Here is a 20,966-nt window from a genome sequence, read left to right on the forward strand (position 1 = left end):
GCTCCGAGTACACTGTCGGGGTGACAGACGTGAGCGGTGACCCGCGCCTTCGAGCGGGCGACGAGAAGCCAGAAGCAGGATCTGCGGGGGACGTCGCCGAGACGGCTGCGGCGCCGCGCAGCCCCCGGGTCGAGACCCTCGAGGAGCTTCGCGCCGAGCGGGACGCCCTCCTCAACGACCCCCTCGACGCGTGGCTGAAGCACATGCACGTCGGCGGCGTCGTGGCGTCGGCGCCGTTCGAGCAGACGCTCTCGTGGCGAGTCACCAAGCCTCTGCGCGCCGCGCGCCTCTTCCAGATCCGCGCGTCGCAGCTCGGACTCCGCGGTGCGGTCGGCCACTCGGTCCGGTACGCGCAGCGCCGCTTCGGGCGTCGCGGATGAGCGCCGAGGACCTCGACGCGCCTCTGCGCCGCGCACTCCTCCTCGAGCGCCTCGAGCAGCTCGCGCCCTTCCTCCTGGAGGCCGTCGAGATCGAGGCACTCGCGGGCCGAGGTCCCGGTCCGCTGCTGGACGCGATCGCCCGCCGCACCAAGGAGCGCGCGTCCGACGACCTGACCTGGCTGGCGCTCACCTCCTTCCTCGCGGTCTTCCCGGTCGAGCACTTCTTCCTCTGGTTCCGCCGTTCGCTCGAGCTCTGCGAGCCGCACGAGGCCCTCCGGGTCTTCCTGTCGGCCGGCGCCCGGGCCTCCACCGGCTACGCCGACCTCGGCTCGCGCCTCGAGATCGTCACCGACGCGGTGATCGCCGACGTCGACTTCTGCGCCCGTCACGCTCACCAGACCGGGATCCAGCGGGTCGTGCGCAACACGATGCGCCGGTGGCACGGCCACCACGACGTCACTCCGATCGCCTGGGTCAACGGCTCCATGGCCATGCGACGGCTCAGCGACATCGAGCTCTCGCGGGTCATCGACTACGAGAACATCCGCTCCGAGCCGTGGCGCGACGGCGACCCCGAGGTCGTCCGCTTCGTCGTGCCGTTCCGGTCGACGGTCCTGATCCCCGAGGTCCCCGGTCTGAACCTGTGCGCGCCGTACGCCTCGCTCGCCGCCTACTCGGGCAACCGGGTGGGGCTCATCGGCTACGACGCGATCCCGGTGGTCAGCGCCGACACGGTGCCCGGCATCGAGACGGCGCGCTTCGTCAACTACCTGTCGGTGGTGAAGCACGCGAGCAGCGTCGCCGGCATCAGCGAGTCCGCCTCGGACGAGTTCCGCGGCTTCGTCGACGCCCTCCCGGCGCAGGGGCTCACCGGACCGCAGGTCGACACCGTCGCCCTGCCCGTCGATCGTCCCAACCTGGTCGACGCGTCGCTGGCGCCCTCGACCGTCGGCCCGCTCGTGCTCGCCGTCGGCAGCACGGAGCCGCGCAAGAACCACCTCGCCGTCCTGCACGCGGCCGAGCGCCTCTGGCGGGAGGGCCTGGTGTTCACGCTCCGCTTCATCGGCAACGGGAACGACTGGTCGACCCGGGTCTTCGACGTGCGGATCCGCGAGGCCCAGCAGGCCGGCCGCAGCGTCGAGCTCTGGCGCGGTGCCAGCGACGAGAAGCTCGTGTCCTCCTACGAGAACGCCCGGTTCCTCGTCTTCCCGTCGACCCACGAGGGCTACGGCCTGCCGGTCGCGGAGGCGCTCGCCCTCGGTGTCCCCGCTCTCACCTCGAGCATCGGCTCGCTGGCCGAGATCGCCGCCGACGGAGGCTGCGTGACGGTCGACCCCGGTGACGACGATGCGATCCACGCGGCCATGCGCGAGCTGCTGCAGTCGGACGAGAAGATCGCGCAGTTGCGTGCGGAGGCCCTCGCGCGGCCGCGGCGCACCTGGGACGACTACGCCGAGGAGCTGTGGGGCGTCCTGGTGGGCGCCGACGAGGAGAAGGCGGTCGACCGTGCGTAAGTCCGTGGCGGTCGACCGCCTGAGCGTGCTCCTGGAGACCCTCGCGCCCGAGCTGGCTCCCGAGGCCGAGCTGGACGGCCTGGTCCGTCAGCTCGCCGGCGTCCTCGAGGCGCCGTCCACCGAGGAGATCTGGCTGACCCTCGCCGTCGTCACCGGCGCCCTGCCGGTCCGGGACGAGGTCATCGACGCCGTGCGGCTGGTGCGGCTCGACGGTGCGCGGGCCCTGCTGCGCTCGGTGCTGCGCGAGCGGGCCAACGGCTTCATCCTCAATCGACTGCAGATGCCGCGCGTGCGCGTCGTGACCGCGGCGGTCGTCGTCGACGTCCACCACACCGCCCGGACCGGTCTCGCGACCGGCATCCAGCGCGTGGTCCGCAAGTCGATCGCCGAGTGGTCGAAGGAGCACCAGATGGTGCTCGTCGGCTGGGACGGCGCCGACCGCACCCTCCGCGAGCTCGACCCGCCGCTGCGGCGCAACGCCCTCTACGGCACCGTGCCCGACGCGAAGGCCGATCCCTCCAGCGACATCCTGGTGCCCTGGCGCTCGCGCTACGTGCTGCCGGAGTTGGCGACCGAGGACGAGCGCACGTCCCGCATCGCAGCACTCGCCGAGTTCAGCGGCAACCGCACGTCGACGATCGGCTTCGACTGCGTCCCGCTGACGACCGCCGAGACGGCGCACATCGGCATGAGCGCCGCGTTCTCGCGGACGCTCGTCGCAGTGAGCCACATGGACCGCGTCGCGACGATCTCGGAGGCGGCCGCGGTCGAGTACCGCGGCTGGCGCGAGATGCTGGCCGGAGTCGGTCGGAAAGGCCCCGACATCCAGCGGATCCTCCTGCCGTCCGAAGCGGGGAGCGTCGACGACGCCTCCCTCGCCCGGGCCTCGGCGGAGCTGGTCACCGGGGACCTCCCGCTGGTGGTCTGCGTCGGCAGCCACGAGCCGCGGAAGAACCACCTCGCCGTGCTGCACGCGGCCGAGCTGCTGTGGCGGGAGGGCCACGAGTTCAGCCTGGTCTTCATCGGCGGCAACGCGTGGAACAGCGAGGGCTTCGACGCCCAGCTGGAGCGGCTCCGGATCGAGGGGCGCGAGGTCGCCTCGTTCTCGGCGATCACCGACGAGCTCCTGTGGAGCGCTTACCGGCTCGCCCGCTTCACGGTCTTCCCGTCGCTCAACGAGGGCTTCGGCCTGCCCGTCGCCGAGTCGCTGGCGGTCGGCACCCCGGTGCTCACCGCGCGGTACGGCAGCATGGCCGAGATCGCCTCCCAGGGCGGCGCGGTCACGGTCGACTCGCGAGACGATCACGACATCGCCCGGGGCATGCGCGAGCTCCTGACCGACGATGCGCTGCTCGAACGCCTGCGCGGGGAGGCGTCGCGTCGCGACAACTCGTCGTGGGCGGAGTACGCCGCCGAGCTCTGGGACTTCGTCGCCACGGACGCCCGCTGAGCGCGCCGGCGGGCGGTCGACCGACCGCCCGCTAGCGCGATCGGTCGAGCTGCTCCGCGGCCGACACCAGGGCCTCCGCGGCATCGGTCCACGGACGGATCGCGCCGGGATCCACCCGCCGCGGGAGACGCATCGCGTCCTGCAGAGCGCGGACCAGTGCGTCCCGGTCTCCGGGGCGGACGAACACGGCGGCGTCCTCGTGGCCCGCGAGCGCGTCGCGGATGCCGGGGATGTCCGACGCGATCACCGGAGTGCCGGACGCGACGGCCTCCAGCGCGGGCAGTCCGAAGCCCTCGTGGTGCGAGACGAGCGCCAGGGCGTCCGCCCCGGAGATCAGTGCGGGGAGCATCTCGTCGGAGACCGGCTGCGCGACGATGCGGACGTCGGCACCGGCCCTGGTCGCGCTCTCGACCGCCTCGACGATCTCGTCGTCGTCCCATCCGGTCGCACCGACGAGCAGCAGCGAGTGGCCCTCGGGACGCTCCGCCGCGGCGTACGAGCGGATCAGGTGCGGCAGGTTCTTGCGCGGCTCTCGGGCGCCGACGAAGAGCACGTAGCGCTCGACGCCGAGCGCTCCGGCGACCGCAGCCGACTCCTCCCGCGAGCGCGGCCGGAAGACGGCGGAGTCGACGGTCGTGGGGAGGACCCGGATGCGCTCGGCGCCGACCCCGAGGAGCTGCTCGATCTCACGGGCGGCCGAGGGGGTCCCGGTCGCCACGAGGCTCGTGCGACGGAGCCAGCCGGCGACGTGGGCGGTGAGGAACCGCCTCCGCTCCACGGGCACCAGTGCCGGCTCCGCGGCGAAGCAGACGTCGTGGAGGAACGTGATCGAGGGGCTCAGCGTCCGCCAGTTGCGGAAGTTGGGGAAGAAGTACACCCCGCGTCCGATCAGGAGGTCGATCGGGACGGGCGTCCGGGTCAGCAGCCCGACCAGGCGGCGGGGGAGCGGGACTCCGACGACGCGGACGCCGGCGGGGGCCGCGCGTCGCACCGCCGCCCGCTCGGACAGCGGAGCGAACAGGGTCAGCTCGATCCGGTCCGCGAAGCGCTCGTCGGTGAGAGCGCGGACCGTCTCGAGGAGGACGTGCCCGACGCCCGTCATCGCCGTCGCGGCGAGCGGAGTGGCATCGACGCGGAGGCGGACGGGACGGTTCACGCCCGCGTGACTCCGCCGACCGTCGCGGTGGCGGCGACGCTCACGAGGCCGACCCGCTTGTCGCTGCGCTCGACCGTGAACCGCGCGCCGACCGGCACGCGGGTGAACTCGCCGTTGCTGAGGGTGGAGGCGGAGGCGTGCACGGCGTAGGTGCCGCCGCCGAAGCGGATGTCGGGCAGATCGAAGACGATCGTCGTCTGCTCGGTCAGCGGCGGGTGCTCGAAGCCCAGGCGCATCGTGTTCGTGCCGAAGACGATCTGCCCCATGGGAGTGTCCACGCCCATCCCGACGAACCAGTTCTCGAGGGGAGTGCTGCTCAGGGGGCGCAGGGTCACCGAGACGCGGAGGTCGTCGCCGGGGCGCAGGGTGCGGTTCCCCTCCTCGAGCGTGCCGCCGTCGAGCTCGATGCTCACGATCTCGGCGGGCTGGATCTGCTCGGGCTCCTCGCCCGTCTCCTCCGCCTCGACGATGGCCTCTGCGGTCTCGCGCTCCACGCGCTCCTGGCGCGAGGACTCGAAGCCGTTGCGCAGCACCTCGAGACCGCGGGCGGTCTCGCCGTCGTAGATCACGTTCCCGTGCTCGAGGACGACGGTCCGGTCGCACAGCTCGCCGACCTGCTCGAGGGAGTGCGTTACGAGGACGATGGTCTTGCCGGCGCGCTGGAAGGCGCGGATGCGATCCATGCACTTGCGCTGGAACGGCTCGTCGCCGACGGCGAGGACCTCGTCGACCAGGAGGAGATCGGGATCGGTGTGGATCGCGATCGCGAAGGCGAGCCGCACGTACATGCCCGAGGAGTAGAACTTCACCTGGGTGTCGATGAAGTCGGCGATCTCGGAGAAGTCGACGATGGAGTCGAACTTGTCCTCGAGCTCCTTGCGCGACAGCCCCAGGATCGCTCCGTTGAGGAACACGTTCTCGCGACCCGTGAGATCGGGGTGGAAGCCCGCTCCGAGCTCGAGCAGGGCGGCGAGGCGGCCGCGGCGCTCGACGGTGCCGGTGGTCGGCTGGATGATGCCGCCGATGAGCTTCAGCAGCGTGCTCTTGCCGGAGCCGTTGGCGCCGATCAGGCCGACCGTCGAGCCGAGCGGGATCTCGAGGTCGATGTCCTTCAGAGCCCAGAAGTCGTCGCGGTGCTGGCGCCCGCGGCCGAAGTTGACGATCCGCTCCTTGATGCTCTTGTCCTTGCGGATGACGAAGCGCTTGGACGCGTTCTGCACGCGGATGATGGTGGGCATCGTCGCGGAGTCGGGGAGGGACACCTCTGATTCGAGTGTCATGGGATCAGATCTCCTGAGCGAAGTTGCCCTCGAGGCGGCGGAAGATGCGGTGGGCGATCCACACCAGCACGACCCCGACGAGGAAGATGAGCAGGAGGCGGAGCTCCATGTGACCGGGCCACGGCTGCGGCCCGACGAGGATCGGCGCGTCCTCCGTGCCGAGGTCCACCGTCTGCGATCCGGCCGACCAGATGGCGCGCTGGAAGGCCAGCACGGCGTTGGTCATCGGGTTGAGCAGGTAGAGCTGGGCGACCCAGCCGGGCACGGACTCGACCACGAAGGCCCAGGCGTAGACGATCGGCGAGAGCCAGAAGAAGATCTGGATCCCGACCTCGACGAGGAACTGCACATCGCGGAGGTAGACGTTCAGCGCCGACAGCGCGAGGGCCAGCGCGAGTCCGTAGACCAGCACGACCGCGATCGCCGCCGGGATGTAGAGGAGGTTCCAGTTGACGTCGATCCCGCCGAGGAGGATCGCCCCGACGATGAGCACGAGGAACTGGACGGCGAAGTTGAACAGGGCGGAGCCGATCGTGGCGACCGGGAAGATCTCGCGCGGCAGGTAGACCTTCTTGATCAGCCCGCCGTTGCTGAGGATCGAGACCGTGCCGCTGCTGACGATCTCGGCGAAGAGACCCCAGATCGTGAGGCCCGAGAACACGAAGATGGCGAACTCCGGCACGTTGCGCGCCGCCGAGAGGAACTGGCCGATCGCGATGTAGTAGATCGCGAGCATGACGAGCGGGCGGATCAGCGTCCAGAGGAAGCCGAGACTCGAGTCCTTGTACCGCTGCTTGAGCTCGCGATTGACGAGCAGCCGGAGGAGCTCGCGGTGGCGGAGGATGTCGATCAACGCCGAGACGAAGCCGCCGGCCTTCCCGCCGCCGGGCTGCGTGCCGCTGCGGTGGAAGGGCTCCTGCGCGATCGCGTCGACGCGGTCCGCCGCTCGCGTGATCGTCGACTTCTTGCTGCTCATCGGTCTCCCAGCCATAGCACTGCCGTCACGGCAGCTGGATCATTGTACGTTCCGTCCGCTCCACGACCCGGGAGACGGCGGGCCGGCGGCTCAGCTGGCGCGTCGGGCGAGGTCGAGATCGTGCGCGACCATCCGCGCGACGATCTCCTCGAAGGCCACCGTCGGCTGCCAGCCGAGGACGGAGCGGGCGCGCGAGGCGTCGCCGCGCATCTCCGGGGCGTCGACGGGCCGGGCGAAGCGCGGATCGAGGACGACGAGGTGCTCCCAGTCGTCGATGCCGGCCGCGGCGAACGCGGCCGCGACGAACTCGCGGACGGAGTGCGAGACTCCGGTCGCGATGACGTAGTCGCCCGCCTCGTCGGCGCGGGACGCCCGCACGAGCGCGTCGACGTAGTCCGGGGCCCAGCCCCAGTCGCGGCGGACGTCGAGGTTGCCGAGCGACAGCTCGCTCGCGGCCCCGACGGCGATCGCCGCGACGCCGGCGGTGATCTTCCGCGTCACGAAGGCGTCGGGGCGGCGGGGCGACTCGTGGTTGTAGAGGATCCCGGAGGAGGCGTGCAGTCCGCGTCCGCGGTACACGCCGACCAGGAGGTGGGCGAACGCCTTGGCGGCGCCGTACGGCGACACCGGGCGGATCGGGGTCGACTCCGTCTGCGGGTTCTCGGTCGCGGCTCCGAAGATCTCGGACGACGACGCCTGCACGAAGCGCACGGCGCGCCCGCTCGACTCCTGGAGCGACAGGGACGCCTCGAGCAGCGCGGCGACGGCGGTGCCGGTGACCTCGGCGGTGAGCACGGGCTCCTGCCAGGACAGCGCGACGGAGGAGAGCCCGGCGAGGTGGAAGACCGTGTCCGGCGCCGCCTCCGCGACGATGCGGCCGAGGCCCGCGGCGTCGCGGAGGTCCCCCTCGAAGGGCCGGACGGCCGAGGGGAGGGCGGAATCGTCGCCGCGCACCAGCGCGGAGACGTCCCAGCCGTCCTCGAGCAGGCGCTCGACGAGGTAGCCCCCGTCCTGGCCGCTCGCCCCGGTGACGAGAGCGGAGGGCACGACTACCTGATCAGCGCGGTCTGCTCGACCAGGTCGTTCTCGACCATCATCGCGACGAGCTCGGGGAAGGACACCTTGGGCTCCCAGCCGAGGACGTCGCGGGCCTTCGCCGGGTCGCCGATCAGCAGATCGACCTCGGCCGGGCGCATGAACGCGGGGTTCTGCGTGACGTACGGGGTCCAGTCCTCGATGCCGACGTGGTTGAAGGCGATGTCGAGGTACTCGCGGATCTCGTGGGTCTCGCCGGTCGCGACCACGTAGTCGTCGCCCTCGGGCTGCTGCAGCATGCGCCACATCGCGTCGACGTAGTCGCCGGCGAAGCCCCAGTCGCGCTTCGCGTCGAGGTTGCCGAGCTCCAGGGTCTCCTGCAGGCCGAGCTTGATGCGGGCGACGGCGAGGCTGATCTTGCGCGTCACGAACTCCGGGCCGCGCCGGGGCGACTCGTGGTTGAAGAGGATGCCCGACGAGGCGTGCATGCCGTAGGACTCGCGGTAGTTGATGGTCATGTAGTGACCGAAGACCTTCGCGACGCCGTAGGGCGAGCGCGGCCAGAGCAGGGTCTCCTCGCGCTGCGGCACCTGCTGCACCTTGCCGAACATCTCGGAGGAGGAGGCCTGGTAGAACTTCACGCGCGACATGTCGTCGCCGGCGTAGAGGCGGGTCGCCTCGAGGATGTTGAGCACGCCCTTGCCGGTGACGTCGGAGGTCAGCGACGCGTTCTCCCACGAGTACGCGACGAACGAGATCGCACCGAGGTTGTAGACCTCGTCGGGCTGGGCGACGGCGAGCACGCGGACGAGGCTCGAGACGTCGGTGAGGTCACCGGTGAGGAGCGTCACCTCCGGAACGACGCGGCGCACGAGCTCGTACTTCGGGTTGTTCTGCCCGCGGACCAGGCCGAAGACCTCGTAGCCCTTCGAGAGCAGCAGCTCGGCGAGGTAGAGGCCGTCCTGGCCGGTGATTCCGGTGATCAAAGCGCGGGGCACGTGGTGGTCCGTTTCGTCGTGGGTCGATGACAGCGGGCTACATACTACCCACGGGCCTCGGGGAGGTCCGGATCGGCACCGGCGGGGCGGTGCCGAGCGCGGCTATCCTGGCCGGTCGAGACACCGATTGGACGCCATGCCCGACCAGCTCCCCGTCACGCTCGCCGTCCTCACCGTCGACCCCGGCGGGATGGGGGGAGGCGAGACCTACGCCCGTGCTCTGACGCGCCTCCTCGTGCCGCGGGCGGGGGAGGAGGACCTGCGCGTGCAGGTCCTCGTGCCCGAGAACGCGCGCGGGTTCAGCGAGGGCGTCGCGGAGCTCGTCGCCGGCGGGGTCGTCAGCGGCGCGGGTCACCGCAGGCGGGCGGTCGGCATGCTGCAGGCGCTGCTCCGGACCGCTCGGCTGCGCCGGAGGCTCGCGCGCGACGAGACCCTGTACTTCCCCTTCACCGTGCCGCTGCCGTGGCCGTCGAGGCGGCAGGGGCACGTCCAGATGCTGTTCGACCTGCAGCACCGCGACCTGCCCGAGCTCTTCCCGCGCGTGGAGCGCCTGTTCCGCCGGGTCGCGTACGAGGCGACCGCCCGGCGAGCGGACGCGGTGATCACGATCAGCGAGTTCACCAAGGGGCGGATCGTCGAGCTCCTCGGGATCCCGGCGGAGCGGATCCACGTGTCGCACCTCGGAGTGGACACCTCCCGCTTCCGTCCGAACACGGGCGAGCGGGACGACTTCGTCTTCTTCCCGGCCCGGGCGTGGCCGCACAAGAACCACGCGCGACTCTTCGAGGCGATGCGGCTGCTCCGCGCCGACGGCCACGACCTGCGCCTCGTGCTGACCGGAGGCGACCTCGACCGGCTCGGCGAGCTGCCCGACTTCGTCGAGTGGCGCGGCCACGTCGCTCCGGAGGAGCTCGCGGAGCTGTACCGACGGGCGGCGGTCCTCGCCTTCCCGAGCCTCTACGAGGGCTTCGGCCTCCCTCCGATCGAGGCCATGGCGTCCGGCTGCCCGGTGGCGGCCGCCGACGCCGGGTCGCTGCCCGAGATCTGCGGTGACGCCGCGGTGTACGTCGATCCGCTCGACGCCCGCTCCATCGCCGACGGCATCGTCGAGGCGATCGCGCGTCGGGAGGAGCTCGCGCCGCTCGGCATCGCCCGAGCGGCCGAGTTCGACTGGGAGAGCTGCCGAGCCGAGCACCTCGAGGTGCTCCGCTCCGTGGCCCGCCGCCGGGTCAGTCGCGGGGGCGGAGCAGGCGGCGCCAGCTGAGGCCCTGCGCCGCGCGCATGGCGCACACCACGACGAGGAGCCAGCCCGCGTCCAGCAGGATCGAGCTCTCGGCGAGAGCGGTCACGACGAGCACGGTCAGGACCATCACGGGCCACACGTGCACGACGGCCTTGCGCTCGGAGGCGATCAGCCAGGAGCGCCAGAGCGCGAGGCCGACGAGCGCCGTGAAGAGCACGGCTCCCACGACGCCGACCTGGAGGGCGAGGTCGAACAGGGCGTTCAGGCTGGAGGAGTGCGGCCGGCCCGAGAGGAAGTCGATCGCGGTGAACGGGTACAGCTCCGTGCGCCAGTAGCCCACCCAGCCCCAGCCGATCAGCGGGGCGAGGTCGACGAAGCGTCCGACCTGCTGCCAGAGGGTGAGGCGGAACTCGAACTCGCTGCCGGCGTTGAGCATCTCGATGATCCGCGAGCGGAAGATCCACGCGGCGAGTGCCGCGCCGACGGCGACACCGACCGTGACGTACTGCCGGGTGCGCCGGTGCTCGCTGTCGCCCCGGCGCACCCAGCGCAGGGCGAGCGCGACGACGGCCGCGACCACCAGCACCCCGGCGCTGACCGCCGAGCGGGTGAAGAGCAGCGTGGCGCCGGCCAGAGCGAGCGACGCGATCGCCGGACCGCGGGCGACGGAGCGGGTCATCAGCTCGACCGCGAAGGTCACGATCGCGAGCAGGCAGACCAGGCCCAGCTGGTTGCGCGTGCCCACCAGCCCCTGGATCGGGCCTCCCACCGCGAGCTGCCCCTCGACGCCGAGGAAGCGCAGGGGACGGTCGATGAGCACGCCCGCGACCACCTCGACGGCGACCGACGCCGCGAGCACGAAGCGCAGCACGTCCCCGACCGAGCGGATGATCTGGATGATGTCGCGCGTCACTCCGATCGCGATGGCCAGGAACGCGAGCGCGAGCTGATAGGCGACGCTCGAGACGGTCGCCCACTGGTACCCGCTCCAGAGCACGCTGAGCGCGATCCAGCCCAGGAACACGAGGATGCTCGTCGGCAGGAGACCCTCCCAGTCGAGGGTGCCCCGGCGCAGCACGAGCATCGCCGCGGCGAGGACCGTGAGCGTCGCGATGCCGGCGATGTACCCGGGCCAGCCGATCATGCCGCGCACCGCGGGGGCGCACAGGACGACGACGAGAGTCGACTGCGCGAGAGCGGCGGCGAACCGGGGGGACGCCACCGCGTCCGAGAGGTACGGCGGGAGAGCGGAGGGCCGCCGGTCCGTCATCGCCCCGGACGCTCGCCCGCGACGGCGGGGCGCTCGGCCGACAGGGCCTCCTCCGCCTCGTTCGCGGGCTGCTTCGTCAGGACGGCGAGGGCCGTGAGCAGGAGCCAGCCGCTCTCGATCAGCAGGCGGCTCTCGGCGAGGGACTGCGCGAGCAGGGCGACCACGATCAGCAGCGGCGCCAGCGAGAGCACGGAGTAGGGCAGCGCTGCCGTGGCGCTGCGGCGGGGCCGGTCCACGGCGCGGAACCAGGAGCGCCAGAGCGTCGACACGGTGAGGGCGCAGAAGAGCACGAGCCCCACGACTCCGAGCTGGAACCAGACGTCGAGCGCGGCGTTGTGGGCCTGGAGGTAGAGGACGCCCTTGCGCTCGGCGAGCGTGTCGAACGGCGCGGCCCACGGTGCCCAGTAGCTGACCCAGCCCCACCCGAGCACGGGGCGCTGGGCGGCGAGGTCCCAGACGGCGCTCCAGATGTCGAGGCGCCCGGTGGCGTCCTCGCTCTTGCCCAGGAGGGAGAGCAGCGCGCCCCAGCCCGACGCGACTCCGACGACGAGCACGGCGCCGACGGCCGCGGCGGTCACGTACACCGGCCGCCGCCCGTCCTCGCCCCGATGGCGCGCCCAGAGCGCGAAGACGGCGGCGAGCCCGACGGCGACGAGGCAGAGCAGGACGGTCGAGGAGCGGGTGAGCAGCAGCGTCGCGGCGAAGACGAGTGCCCAGAGCACGCCCCAGCGGCGGCCGACCGTGCGCGCGGCGAGCTCGATCAGGACGACGACGAGGCCCAGCAGTGCGGCGAAGCCGAGCAGATTGCGGTTGCCGACGATGCCCTGGATCGGCTCGCCGGTGAACAGCGCCGCCTGCGACCAGTAGAAGGCGTCGGGGATCGGGCCCGATGCGGGCAGGTCGATCACCAGCGGGAGCACGCTCTGCCGCACGACGACCGCCACGACGAGCTCGAACAGGAGCGAGAGGCCGACCGTGATGCGCAGTGCCCGTCCGAGGGCCGTCACGAAGGCGCCGGCGCCCAGGGTCAGACCGACGACGACGCCTCCGAAGGTCGTCGCGAGCTGCGCGGTGACGCCGATCGCGCTCGCGCCGGGGTACGCCGACCAGAGCAGTGACAGGACGACCAGGGCGAGGAAGGCCAGGAGCGATTTGGGCGTCCGGCTCCAGAGCAGCCTCGGCCGCTCGCGCAGCACGAGCACCACCGCCGCGATGAGGAGCGCTCCGACGACCAGGCCCCAGCCCCACCAGCCGGCGAGGTTGCGCAGAGCCTGGCCCGCGATCAGCACCGTGAGGATCGCGACCGCGAGCGCTCGGGGAGCGGAGGGCGCGGCGCGTCGGGGCATGGCGATCAGTCTAGAGAGCGGTCGCGACGCTCCGGCTCAGACGAACGCCGCCGTGCCGGTGATCGCGCGTCCGACGATCAGGGTGTTCATCTCGCGCGTGCCCTCGTAGGAGTACAGGGCTTCCGCGTCGGCGAAGAAGCGGGCGACGCCGTAGTCGAGCACGATGCCGTTGCCGCCCATCACCTCCCGGCACCACGCCACGGTCTCGCGCATGCGCGCCGTCGTGTAGGCCTTCGCGAGGGCGGAGTGCTCGTCGCGCTGCTCGCCGGCGTCGAGCATCTCGGACACCCGGGTCACCAGGGCGATGCTCGCGGTGATGTTGCCGATGCTCTTGACGAGGAGGTCCTGCACGAGCTGGTGGCCGACGAGGGGCTTGCCGAACTGGACGCGCTCGCGGGCGTACCGCAGGGCCGCGTCGTAGGCGCCGATGGCGACTCCGATCGCCTGCCAGGCCACTTCGGCGCGGGTCAGCCGGAGGACCTTCGCGGTGTCGCGGAAGGAGTTCGCGTTCTGCAGGCGGAGCGACTCCGGCACGCGCACCCCGTCGAGGACGATGTCGGCGTTCTGGATCGTGCGCAGGCTCTGCTTGCGGGCGATCGCCGTGGCGCGGTAGCCCGGAGTCGTGGTGGGCACGAGGAAGCCCTTGACCTGTCCGTCCTCCGCGTCCTTGGCCCAGATCACGGTGACGTCGCTGAAGGTCGCGTTCCCGATCCAGCGCTTCTCCCCGTCGAGGATCCAGTCGTCGCCGTCGCGGCGCGCCGTCGTGCGCAGCCCCTGGGCCGAGTCCGAGCCGGAGTGGGGCTCGGTCAGTCCGAAGGCGCCGATGACCTCGCCGGAGGCGAGCTTGGGCAGCCACTCGGCGCGCTGCTCGTCCGATCCGGTCACGCCGACGGTGCCCATGACGAGTCCGTTCTGCACGCCCACGTAGGTGGCGATGCCCGCATCGACCCGGCCGAGCTCGAGAGCGACCCAGCCGCGGAACACGGCCGAGTTCTCGATCGCGCGCGTTCCGGGCCACGAGAGCCCGACGGCGCCCGTCGCGTGGATCCCCGGCACGAGGTGGCGCGGGAACTCGGCGCGCTCCCAGTAGTCGTCGGCGATCGGGCGCACCTGCTCCTCGAGGAAGGCGCGGAGGCCCACCAGGAGGTCCTTCTCGGCGGGGGAGAGACCGCCGGCGAAGCCGTAGAAATCGGCCGCCAGCGTCTCGAAGATCGTGCTGTCCATGTGCTCCGTCGCTCCCTGGTTCGAGTCGGACCGCCCCTGCCGATCCAGCGGCGGCGACGCGGCTGGTGCCAGCGTACGAACGCGGGTCCGCGACGGCACGAACGGTGGAGGGGAGCGCCAAGGGGAGCCCCGCCACCGGCGGTCGCCGTTGTGGATCCTGCTAGCGTCGGGGCGGAGCGGCCCCGGGAGGCCCCGGTACGCGCGCGGCTCCTCCTCTGCTCCCCGGACGGAAAGGCCCGGCCCGTGTTCATCCCGATCGGCAACACCCCCCGCGACTACGCCTGGGGGTCCCTCACCGGCATCTCGGACGCACTCGGCACCCCGGCGTCGGGCGGTCCCGAGGCGGAGCTGTGGCTCGGGGCGCACCCCGGATCGCCGTCCCGCATCCTCGACCCCGCGTCGGTCGGCGCGGACACCCTCGCGGACTGGATCGCGCGGGAGCCGGAGGCGGCGCTCGCCGGATCGCACGGCTCGACCGACCCGGTGTCCGGCGCTCCGCGCCTCCCGTTCCTGCTCAAGATCCTCGCCGCGGGCGGCCCGCTCTCGCTGCAGGCGCATCCCTCGGCCGAGACCGCGCAGCGCCGCTTCGTCGAGGAGGACGAGGCCGGGATCCCGCGCGACGCGGCGGACCGGAACTACAAGGACCCGTTCCACAAGCCCGAGCTGATCTACGCGCTCACCGAGAGCTTCGACGCGCTGTGCGGCTTCCGCGATCCCGCCCGGGCGCAGGCGCTGCTCGAGGAGCTCTCCCAGCGCGCCGCCGGTGCGCAGGGCGCCGTCATCCGCGCCTTCGCCGCGACTCTCGACGGCGACGCCGAGCAGGTGCTCCGCCGCGCCGTGTCCTGGCTGCTCGCCGACGGCGACCGGAGCGAGGTGTCGGCTCTCGTCGACGCCGTCGTGGCGGCCGCCGACGGGGACGACCGCCTCGAGACCCGCACCGTCGCCGACCTCGCCGGGAGCTACCCGGGCGATCCGGGCATCGTGCTGTCGCTCCTGCTGAACCGGGTGCGGCTCTCGCGCGGCGAGGTGCTCTACCTGCCCGCGGGCAACATCCACGCGTACCTCCACGGCACCGGCGTCGAGCTGATGGCGGCGTCCGACAACGTGCTGCGCGGCGGGCTGACGCCCAAGCACATCGACGTGCCCGAGCTCGTCGACGTGCTCGAGTTCTCGCCGCTGCCGGTGCCCTACCTTCCGGCCCACGAGGTCGCGCCCGGCGTCCGCATCTACCGACCGGACGTGCCGGACTTCGTGCTCGCGGTCGTGGAGCCGGTGTCGGAGGACGCCGTGGAGTTGGAGCTGCACGGTCCGGCGATCGCGATCGCCACCGCGGGATCCTTCGTCGTCGAGGGCGCGGAGGGCCGGACGCGCGTCGAGCGCGGAGGCAGCGTCTTCGTCACGCCGTCCGAGGGGACGCTCTCGGTGAGCGGCCGCGGGACGCTCTTCGTCGCCACGCAGTAGCCCTCCGTCCGCCGGATCAGGACGCTTCGGCGCAGGCGAACGTGCGGCGGTAGGCCGCGGGCGTCGTCTGCAGCACGCGGACGAAGTGGTGGCGCATCACGGCCGCCGTGCCGAACCCGACCCGTCCCGCGATCGTCTCGAGGGTGAGATCGGTCTCCTCGAGCAGCTGCTGCGCGCGCAGCAGGCGCTGACGGTTGAGCCAGGCGAGCGGAGTGGTGCCGAGGTCGGCCCGGAACCGCCGCGCGAAGGTGCGAGGCGACATCAGGGCGCGGCGGGCGAGGGTCTCGACGGCGAGCTCCTGGTCGAGGTTGTCGAGCATCCACTCGGTGACCTCCGCGAACGAATCCGCCCGAGCCTCCGGGATCGGCGTGCGGATGTACTGCGCCTGGCCCCCGTGCCGTTGCGGCGGCACGACCATCCTGCGCGCGACCACGTTGGCGGCGGCGGCGCCCCACTCCTCCCGCACGATGTGCAGGCAGGCGTCGATCCCCGCGGCGGTGCCGGCGCTGGTCACGATGCGCCCCTCCTGCACGAAGAGGACGTCGGGGTCGACCCGGACCGACGGGAACCGCTCGGCGAGCTCGTCCGTGTGCATCCAGTGCGTCGTGGCGCGTCGACCGTCGAGGATCCCCGCCTGGGCGAGCACGAACGCCCCGCTGCACACACTGAGGATCCACGCGCCCCGGGCGTGCGCCCGCCGGAGGAGGTCGAGCACGCGCTCGTCCACCGGGCCGCGGGGGAGGGCCGGGATCGCGAGGAGGTCCGCGTCCTCCGCCCCGGAGAGATCGCCCTCGACGACCATGTCGAAGCCGAGGCTCGTGGTGACCGGCCCCGGATCCGTCGTCACGATGCGCAGGTCGAAGGCGGGCCCGCCCTGAGCGGTGCGGTCGATGCCGAACACCTCGCAGACGACCCCGAACTCGAACGGGGCGAGACCGGGTAGGGCGACGAGGGCGACGGAGCGGAGCACGGCGGCAGGATATCGCGGGCCGACCACATCCCGCCAGAGCGACGTGTTCCGACGTCGCCGCTACAGTAGCGACGGCGCCGAGCAGGGCCGCCGACGATCGAGGGAGTCGCACATGGCATGGCTGGTCACCGGGGGAGCCGGATACATCGGGGCGCACGTCGTGCGCGCGTTCGCCGAGCAGGGCATCGACCCCGTCGTCGTGGACGACCTGTCGTCGGGCCACGACTCGTTCGTGCCGGAGGGGGTCCCCTTCCACCGCGGCTCGATCCTCGACGAGGCGCTGCTGGACCGGGTCTTCGCCGAGCACCCGATCGAGGGCGTCGTGCACGTCGCCGGCTTCAAGTACGCCGGGGTCTCGGTGCAGAAGCCGCTGCACACCTACGAGCAGAACGTCACGGGCACCCTCCGCGTGCTCGCGGCGATGGAGCGCGCGGGTGTCTCCTCGATCGTCTTCTCCTCCAGCGCGGCGGTCTACGGCGCGGTCGACGTCGACCTCGTCACCGAGGAGACCCCGAAGAGCCCGGAGTCGCCCTACGGGGAGTCCAAGCTCATCGGCGAGTGGCTGCTCGCCGACGCGGGACGCGCCTGGGGCGTCCGGCACGCGTCGCTGCGCTACTTCAACGTCGTCGGCTCCGGATACCCGGACGTGTACGACACGAGTCCGCACAACCTCTTCCCCCTGGTCTTCGAAGCGCTGCTGGCCGGCCGCACGCCGAAGATCTACGGCACCGACTACCCCACGCCCGACGGCACCTGCGTGCGCGACTACATCCACGTCGCGGATCTCGCTCTCGCCCACGTCGCCGCGGCACGTCGTCTGGCCGCCGGCGAGCCGATCGAGCCCGTCTACAACCTGGGCAGCGGCGACGGCGCCTCGGTCGGCGAGATCATGCGCGCCATCGCCGAGACGACCGGCATCGACTTCGAGCCCGAGACCGCTCCCCGCCGCCCGGGTGACCCGCCGCGCATCGTCGCCTCGGGCGAGCGCGCGGGCCGCGACCTCGGCTGGGAGATGCGCCACTCCCTCTCGGACATGGTCGACAGCGCCTGGCGAGCCCGGAGCGCCGCCACCGCCTGAGGGACGGCACTCCGGCGTCACGCTTGCGACACGCCGGAGTGTCGTGAACCCTCCACGGGTTGTTGAGGGTTTACAGTCTGCGACTTGACCTTCGGGAATGACACCGATGTAATTACGTGGGCGGCGCCTCCGGGAGGAGCGGGTCGCCGATCATCGGAACCGGCGGGGTAGGAGACGGCATGGCAATTCCCGACAGCGTCTCAGGACGCGGAGTCTCGGAACCCGGCGGCACCCTCTCCGACCGCGGCGGTCAGTACGCCTCCGGCGAGCTGCGGGGAGCGGCCGGCCGCGCAGGGGTTCCCGAGGACTGGTTCGTCGATCCGGTGCGTCTCGGCGTGCCCGGTGTCCGACCCGGCCTGGACCCCGAGACCGAGGCGCCCGGCGGCGCCCTCTCCTGGCAGGCGGACTCGCTCTGCGCGCAGACGGATCCCGAGGCGTTCTTCCCCGAGAAGGGCGGCTCGACGCGTGATGCCAAGAAGATCTGCACCTCGTGCGAGGTGCGCTCGCAGTGCCTCGAGTACGCCCTCGAGAACGACGAGCGCTTCGGCATCTGGGGCGGGCTCTCCGAGCGCGAGCGCCGCAAGCTCCGCCGCCGCGCGTAGGGCCGCCACGACCCGGGCGCGGTCGATCCGCGCCCTCGCGGCGGGGCGGCGAGCCGCTGGCGAGTGCTCCGCCGCCATCGCCTAGGGTGGTCCGCGATGTATCCCCGAGTAACCGCCGTCCTCGTCGCGCGCAACGGCGCCGCGTATCTGGAACGCACCCTCGCGGCGCTCCGAGCCCAGACCCGGCAGCCCGACGCCACCGTCTTCGTGGACGGGGGATCGAAGGACACCACGGGTGAGCTGCTCGCCTCCTGGGGTCCCTCGCAGCTGGTGCAGGTCGCCGAGAACCTCCCCTTCGGCCAGGCCGTGGCTCGCGCCGTCCGCGTGATGCAGCCCCCGGCGGGGGAGGACGAGTGGCTCTGGCTCCTCGCGCAGGACTCGGCACCCGAGCCCGGTGCGCTCGCCGCCCTCCTCGGCGCGGTCGAGGTCGCGCCGTCCGTGGCGGTCGCGGGCCCGAAGGTCATGGACTGGTCGCGATCGGGCTACATCCGCAGCTACGGCGAGTCGATCACCAACTACGGCACCACGGTCCACCTCGTCGAGGACGAGCTCGACCAGGGCCAGCACGACGCCAATCCCGACGTGCTCTCGGTCGCCGCGGGCGGCATGCTCGTGCGCCACAGCCTCTGGGAGGAGCTCGGCGGCTTCGATCCGGGGCTCCCGGTCGTCGACGACGCCCTCGACTTCTCGATCCGCACCCGCCTCGCCGGCCACCGCGTCAGCCGGGTGCCGGACGCGCGGGTCACCACCGCCCGCATCGGCCTCCAGCGCCCCGACGGCCGCCGCATCGACGGAGGCGAGCGCCGCCGGGCGCGCCAGCACCGCACCGCCCAGCTGCACCGCCGCCTGGCCTACGCGCCCGTGGCGCTCCTCGTCCTCCACTGGCTCTCGCTCGTTCCGCTCGCCGTCGGCCGGGCGGTCGTCCGGCTCCTGCGCAAGCAGCCGGGACTCGTCGGGGGCGAGCTGCTCGCGGCCGTCGTCGTGGCGTTCGGCGGCACCAAGGTGCTCCGCGCCCGCACAATCCTCCGCTCCTCGAAGAACGTCGGCTGGAAGTCGATCGCGCCGCTGCGCATCCCGCTCGACACCGTGCGGCAGCTGCGCTCCGTACGGCACGACGCCGTTCGGGTGCAGGCCGGTCGCGACCGCCACCCGCTGCACTTCTTCCAGAGCGGAGGAGTGTGGGTCGTCCTCGTCGCAGCGCTCGCGGGCCTGGTCGTCTACACCCCGCTGATCGCGGCTCCTGCCCTCAGCGGCGGCGGTCTGCTGACCCTGTCGCCGACGGTCGGCGAGCTCTGGCGGAACGCGGCGTACGGCTGGCGCGACCTCGGCTCGGGCTTCATCGGAGCGGCCGACCCCTTCGCCGGCGTCCTCGCCGTCCTCGGCTCGCTGACCTTCTGGTCGCCCAGCTACGCGATGGTGCTGCTGTACCTGACGGCGTTCCCGCTGGCCGCGATGGGCGCCTGGCTCATGATCGCCCGGATCACCCCGCGGCCGCTCGCGCGGGCGTTCGGCGCACTCGTCTGGATCCTCGCACCCGCGTTCGCCGCTGCGCAGTCCGACGGGCGCCCCGGGCCGATCCTCGTGCACGTGCTGCTGCCGTGGCTCTTCTTCGCGGGCTTCGGGGCCTACCGCTCGTGGTCGGCGTCCGCCACCGCGTCGCTCCTGGCCGCCGCGGTCGTAGCGTGCGCGCCGATCCTGTCCCTGCCGCTCCTGGCGGTCTGGATCGTGATCCTCGCGACCTCCGGCCGGCGCGTCGGGCGCTTCGCCGGCCTGCCGATCCCGGCGGCCGCCCTGCTGTTCCCGCTCGTCGTGGCCCACGCTCCCCGCGGGGACTGGCTCGCGATCCTCGCCGACCCCGGAGTCCCGCTCCCGTCGGCACGCGCCGACCTGTTCTCCCTGCTCGCGGGCGTGCCGTCGGCGCTGACCGCCGGCTGGGTCGACCTGCTGTCGCAGATCGGGATCACCGAGGCCGCCGCGCCGCTGGCGACGGCCGTGCTGGTGCTGCCGTTGATCGTGGCGGCGCTCGCCTCCCTCCTCCTGCCGAACAACCTGTCCGCTCTGGGCGGGGTGGGCGTCGCCTCCGCGGGACTGCTGACCGCCTCCCTCGCGCAGGGGATCCAGGTCGCGACGGCGGGCTCCGAGCCGGTGGCCGTGTGGAGCGGATCGCCGCTCAGCCTCTACTGGCTCGGTCTGGTCATCGGCTTCTCGCTCTCGCTCGGCGCTTTGCCGTCCTTCCGCCTGGTGCCCGCGCTCGTGGTCACGGTCGCCGCCGCACTCGCGGTCGGCCCGTTCGCCCTCGCCTTCCCGCAGGGTCACTCGTCCATCGCGAGCACCTCCGACCGCTCGCTGCCGGCCTACGTGGCCGCCGAGGCGCAGAACGACCCGCGGGTGGGCACCGTCGTGCTGGTGCCGCAGGCCGACGGCGGGATCCTCGCCCGCCTCGAGCGCGGCGCCGGAGCGACGCTCGACCAGCAGTCGACGCTCGCCGCGACGGGGGCCGAGAGCACCGACGAGATCGACGAGCTCGCGGGCAACCTCGTGTCGCGCACCGGCTACGACGTGGTGTCGGCGCTCGACGAGCTCGGCGTCCGGTTCGTGGTCCTCACCGAGGCGGGCAGTGAGGACGCGGGCGACGCGGCCTCGGCCGTCCGCGCCCGCGCCGCGGTCTCGCTCGACGGCAACGCCGCGTTCTCGGCCGTCGGCGACACCCGCTACGGCCTGCTCTGGAGCGCCGTCGATCCCGAGGGCGGCCGCGCCGAGGCCGCCCCGCAGGACGTGGTCGGTCCGTTCGGCATCGCCTACACCGCCGGACTCCTGCTGATCCTCCTCGTCGCGCTCCTCCTGGCGGTCCCCACCGGGCTCTCGCTCGAGCGCGGCCGTTCCGGCGCGCCGGTGGCCGGGATCGACGACGAACCGGGCGAGGCCACCGGCCAGTTCGACGACGGGACCGACGATGTCTGACCCCCGCGACCAGGAGACGAGC

17 protein-coding genes are annotated in these 20,966 nt (G+C 72.4%); 8 read left to right on the plus strand and 9 right to left on the minus strand.

Features of this window, described 5'->3' with window-relative positions; all coding sequences use genetic code 11:
• Positions 1-20: 20 nt before the first annotated feature.
• The 3 genes from ASF48_RS06470 to ASF48_RS06480 are packed head-to-tail and all read left to right on the plus strand — an operon-like array spanning position 21 to position 3,344.
• Complete coding sequence (locus ASF48_RS06470; protein WP_139344413.1) at positions 21-380, plus strand: hypothetical protein; 360 nt, start codon at positions 21-23, stop codon at positions 378-380.
• A complete protein-coding gene (locus ASF48_RS06475; protein ID WP_055788139.1) occupies positions 377-1,894 on the plus strand; it encodes a glycosyltransferase family 4 protein in 1,518 nt (505 codons plus the stop codon). Before ASF48_RS06470 ends, ASF48_RS06475 begins: the two co-directional genes overlap by 4 nt.
• On the plus strand, positions 1,887-3,344 hold the full coding sequence (locus ASF48_RS06480; protein ID WP_157603071.1) for a glycosyltransferase: 1,458 nt from the start codon (positions 1,887-1,889) through the stop codon (positions 3,342-3,344). The genes ASF48_RS06475 and ASF48_RS06480 overlap by 8 nt, the downstream gene beginning before the upstream one ends.
• Positions 3,345-3,375: 31 nt before the next feature.
• On the opposite strand, the gene ASF48_RS06485 is transcribed toward ASF48_RS06480, so the two are convergent.
• The 5 genes from ASF48_RS06485 to ASF48_RS06505 all read right to left on the minus strand — a co-directional run bounded on the left by ASF48_RS06485 (position 3,376) and on the right by ASF48_RS06505 (position 8,789).
• A complete protein-coding gene (locus ASF48_RS06485) occupies positions 3,376-4,500 on the minus strand; it encodes a glycosyltransferase family 4 protein (protein ID WP_055788144.1) in 1,125 nt (374 codons plus the stop codon).
• Positions 4,497-5,780 carry an ABC transporter ATP-binding protein gene (locus ASF48_RS06490; RefSeq protein ID WP_235577187.1) on the minus strand — a complete coding sequence of 428 codons (1,284 nt, stop codon included), beginning with the start codon at positions 5,778-5,780 and terminating at the stop codon, positions 4,497-4,499. Before ASF48_RS06490 ends, ASF48_RS06485 begins: the two co-directional genes overlap by 4 nt.
• Before the next feature lie 4 nt (positions 5,781-5,784).
• Positions 5,785-6,756 (minus strand): ABC transporter permease, encoded by a 972-nt coding sequence (locus tag ASF48_RS06495; protein ID WP_055788148.1) that lies wholly within the window; start codon positions 6,754-6,756, stop codon positions 5,785-5,787.
• A gap of 90 nt (positions 6,757-6,846) precedes the next feature.
• Positions 6,847-7,803, minus strand: coding sequence for a GDP-mannose 4,6-dehydratase (locus ASF48_RS06500; RefSeq protein WP_055788151.1), 957 nt, complete (start codon positions 7,801-7,803; stop codon positions 6,847-6,849).
• A 2-nt stretch (positions 7,804-7,805) separates the two neighbouring features.
• Positions 7,806-8,789, minus strand: coding sequence for a GDP-mannose 4,6-dehydratase (locus ASF48_RS06505; protein WP_055788154.1), 984 nt, complete (start codon positions 8,787-8,789; stop codon positions 7,806-7,808).
• Positions 8,790-8,925: 136 nt separating this feature from the next.
• Here ASF48_RS06505 and ASF48_RS06510 point away from each other — a divergent pair, with 136 nt between their 5' ends.
• Positions 8,926-10,053, plus strand: coding sequence for a glycosyltransferase family 4 protein (locus ASF48_RS06510; protein ID WP_055788158.1), 1,128 nt, complete (start codon positions 8,926-8,928; stop codon positions 10,051-10,053).
• On the opposite strand, the gene ASF48_RS06515 is transcribed toward ASF48_RS06510, so the two are convergent.
• Genes ASF48_RS06515 through ASF48_RS06525 form a run of 3 tightly spaced genes read right to left on the minus strand, consistent with a single transcriptional unit; the run spans position 10,019 to position 13,872 of the window.
• Positions 10,019-11,302 (minus strand): hypothetical protein, encoded by a 1,284-nt coding sequence (locus tag ASF48_RS06515; protein WP_055788162.1) that lies wholly within the window; start codon positions 11,300-11,302, stop codon positions 10,019-10,021. The two genes, ASF48_RS06510 and ASF48_RS06515, sit on opposite strands and share 35 nt — an antisense overlap.
• Positions 11,299-12,648, minus strand: a complete 1,350-nt coding sequence (locus ASF48_RS06520) for an O-antigen ligase family protein (protein WP_082481025.1) — start codon at positions 12,646-12,648, stop codon at positions 11,299-11,301. Before ASF48_RS06520 ends, ASF48_RS06515 begins: the two co-directional genes overlap by 4 nt.
• Before the next feature lie 36 nt (positions 12,649-12,684).
• The gene (locus tag ASF48_RS06525; RefSeq protein WP_055788165.1) at positions 12,685-13,872 is read right to left on the minus strand and encodes an acyl-CoA dehydrogenase family protein; all 1,188 of its coding nucleotides are present in this window, start codon (positions 13,870-13,872) and stop codon (positions 12,685-12,687) included.
• Positions 13,873-14,115: 243 nt separating this feature from the next.
• Here ASF48_RS06525 and manA point away from each other — a divergent pair, with 243 nt between their 5' ends.
• Positions 14,116-15,333 (plus strand): mannose-6-phosphate isomerase, class I, encoded by a 1,218-nt coding sequence (gene manA, locus ASF48_RS06530; RefSeq protein ID WP_055788169.1) that lies wholly within the window; start codon positions 14,116-14,118, stop codon positions 15,331-15,333.
• Positions 15,334-15,349: 16 nt separating this feature from the next.
• Here the strand turns inward: manA and ASF48_RS06535 are convergent, their stop codons facing one another.
• Positions 15,350-16,303 (minus strand): GlxA family transcriptional regulator, encoded by a 954-nt coding sequence (locus ASF48_RS06535; protein WP_055788173.1) that lies wholly within the window; start codon positions 16,301-16,303, stop codon positions 15,350-15,352.
• 112 nt (positions 16,304-16,415) lie between these two features.
• Between ASF48_RS06535 and galE the strand changes: the two genes are divergently transcribed.
• From galE to ASF48_RS06550, 3 genes are all read left to right on the plus strand, one after another.
• The gene (gene galE, locus ASF48_RS06540; RefSeq protein WP_055788177.1) at positions 16,416-17,381 is read left to right on the plus strand and encodes a UDP-glucose 4-epimerase GalE; all 966 of its coding nucleotides are present in this window, start codon (positions 16,416-16,418) and stop codon (positions 17,379-17,381) included.
• Between the two features lie 269 nt (positions 17,382-17,650).
• Entirely contained in the window at positions 17,651-17,983 is a 333-nt protein-coding gene (locus ASF48_RS19765; protein WP_280523133.1) for a WhiB family transcriptional regulator, read from the plus strand.
• 96 nt (positions 17,984-18,079) lie between these two features.
• Complete coding sequence (locus ASF48_RS06550) at positions 18,080-20,944, plus strand: glycosyltransferase family 2 protein (RefSeq protein ID WP_055788180.1); 2,865 nt, start codon at positions 18,080-18,082, stop codon at positions 20,942-20,944.
• The last annotated feature ends 22 nt before the right edge of the window (positions 20,945-20,966 follow it).

It is taken from the genome of Rathayibacter sp. Leaf299 (genome assembly GCF_001423055.1).
GTDB classification, from domain to species: domain Bacteria; phylum Actinomycetota; class Actinomycetes; order Actinomycetales; family Microbacteriaceae; genus Rathayibacter; species Rathayibacter caricis.

Excerpts from the sequence above, each read along its gene's own strand:
- ASF48_RS06475 (WP_055788139.1), top strand. The coding sequence starts at position 377 with ATGAGCGCCGAGGACCTCGACGCGCCTCTGCGCCGCGCACTCCTCCTC.
- ASF48_RS06490 (WP_235577187.1), bottom strand. The coding sequence starts at position 5,780 with ATGACACTCGAATCAGAGGTGTCCCTCCCCGACTCCGCGACGATGCCC.
- ASF48_RS06495 (WP_055788148.1), bottom strand. The coding sequence starts at position 6,756 with ATGAGCAGCAAGAAGTCGACGATCACGCGAGCGGCGGACCGCGTCGAC.
- ASF48_RS06510 (WP_055788158.1), top strand. The coding sequence starts at position 8,926 with ATGCCCGACCAGCTCCCCGTCACGCTCGCCGTCCTCACCGTCGACCCC.
- ASF48_RS06515 (WP_055788162.1), bottom strand. The coding sequence starts at position 11,302 with ATGACGGACCGGCGGCCCTCCGCTCTCCCGCCGTACCTCTCGGACGCG.
- ASF48_RS06520 (WP_082481025.1), bottom strand. The coding sequence starts at position 12,648 with ATGCCCCGACGCGCCGCGCCCTCCGCTCCCCGAGCGCTCGCGGTCGCG.
- ASF48_RS06525 (WP_055788165.1), bottom strand. The coding sequence starts at position 13,872 with ATGGACAGCACGATCTTCGAGACGCTGGCGGCCGATTTCTACGGCTTC.
- galE (WP_055788177.1), top strand. The coding sequence starts at position 16,416 with ATGGCATGGCTGGTCACCGGGGGAGCCGGATACATCGGGGCGCACGTC.
- ASF48_RS06550 (WP_055788180.1), top strand. The coding sequence starts at position 18,080 with ATGTATCCCCGAGTAACCGCCGTCCTCGTCGCGCGCAACGGCGCCGCG.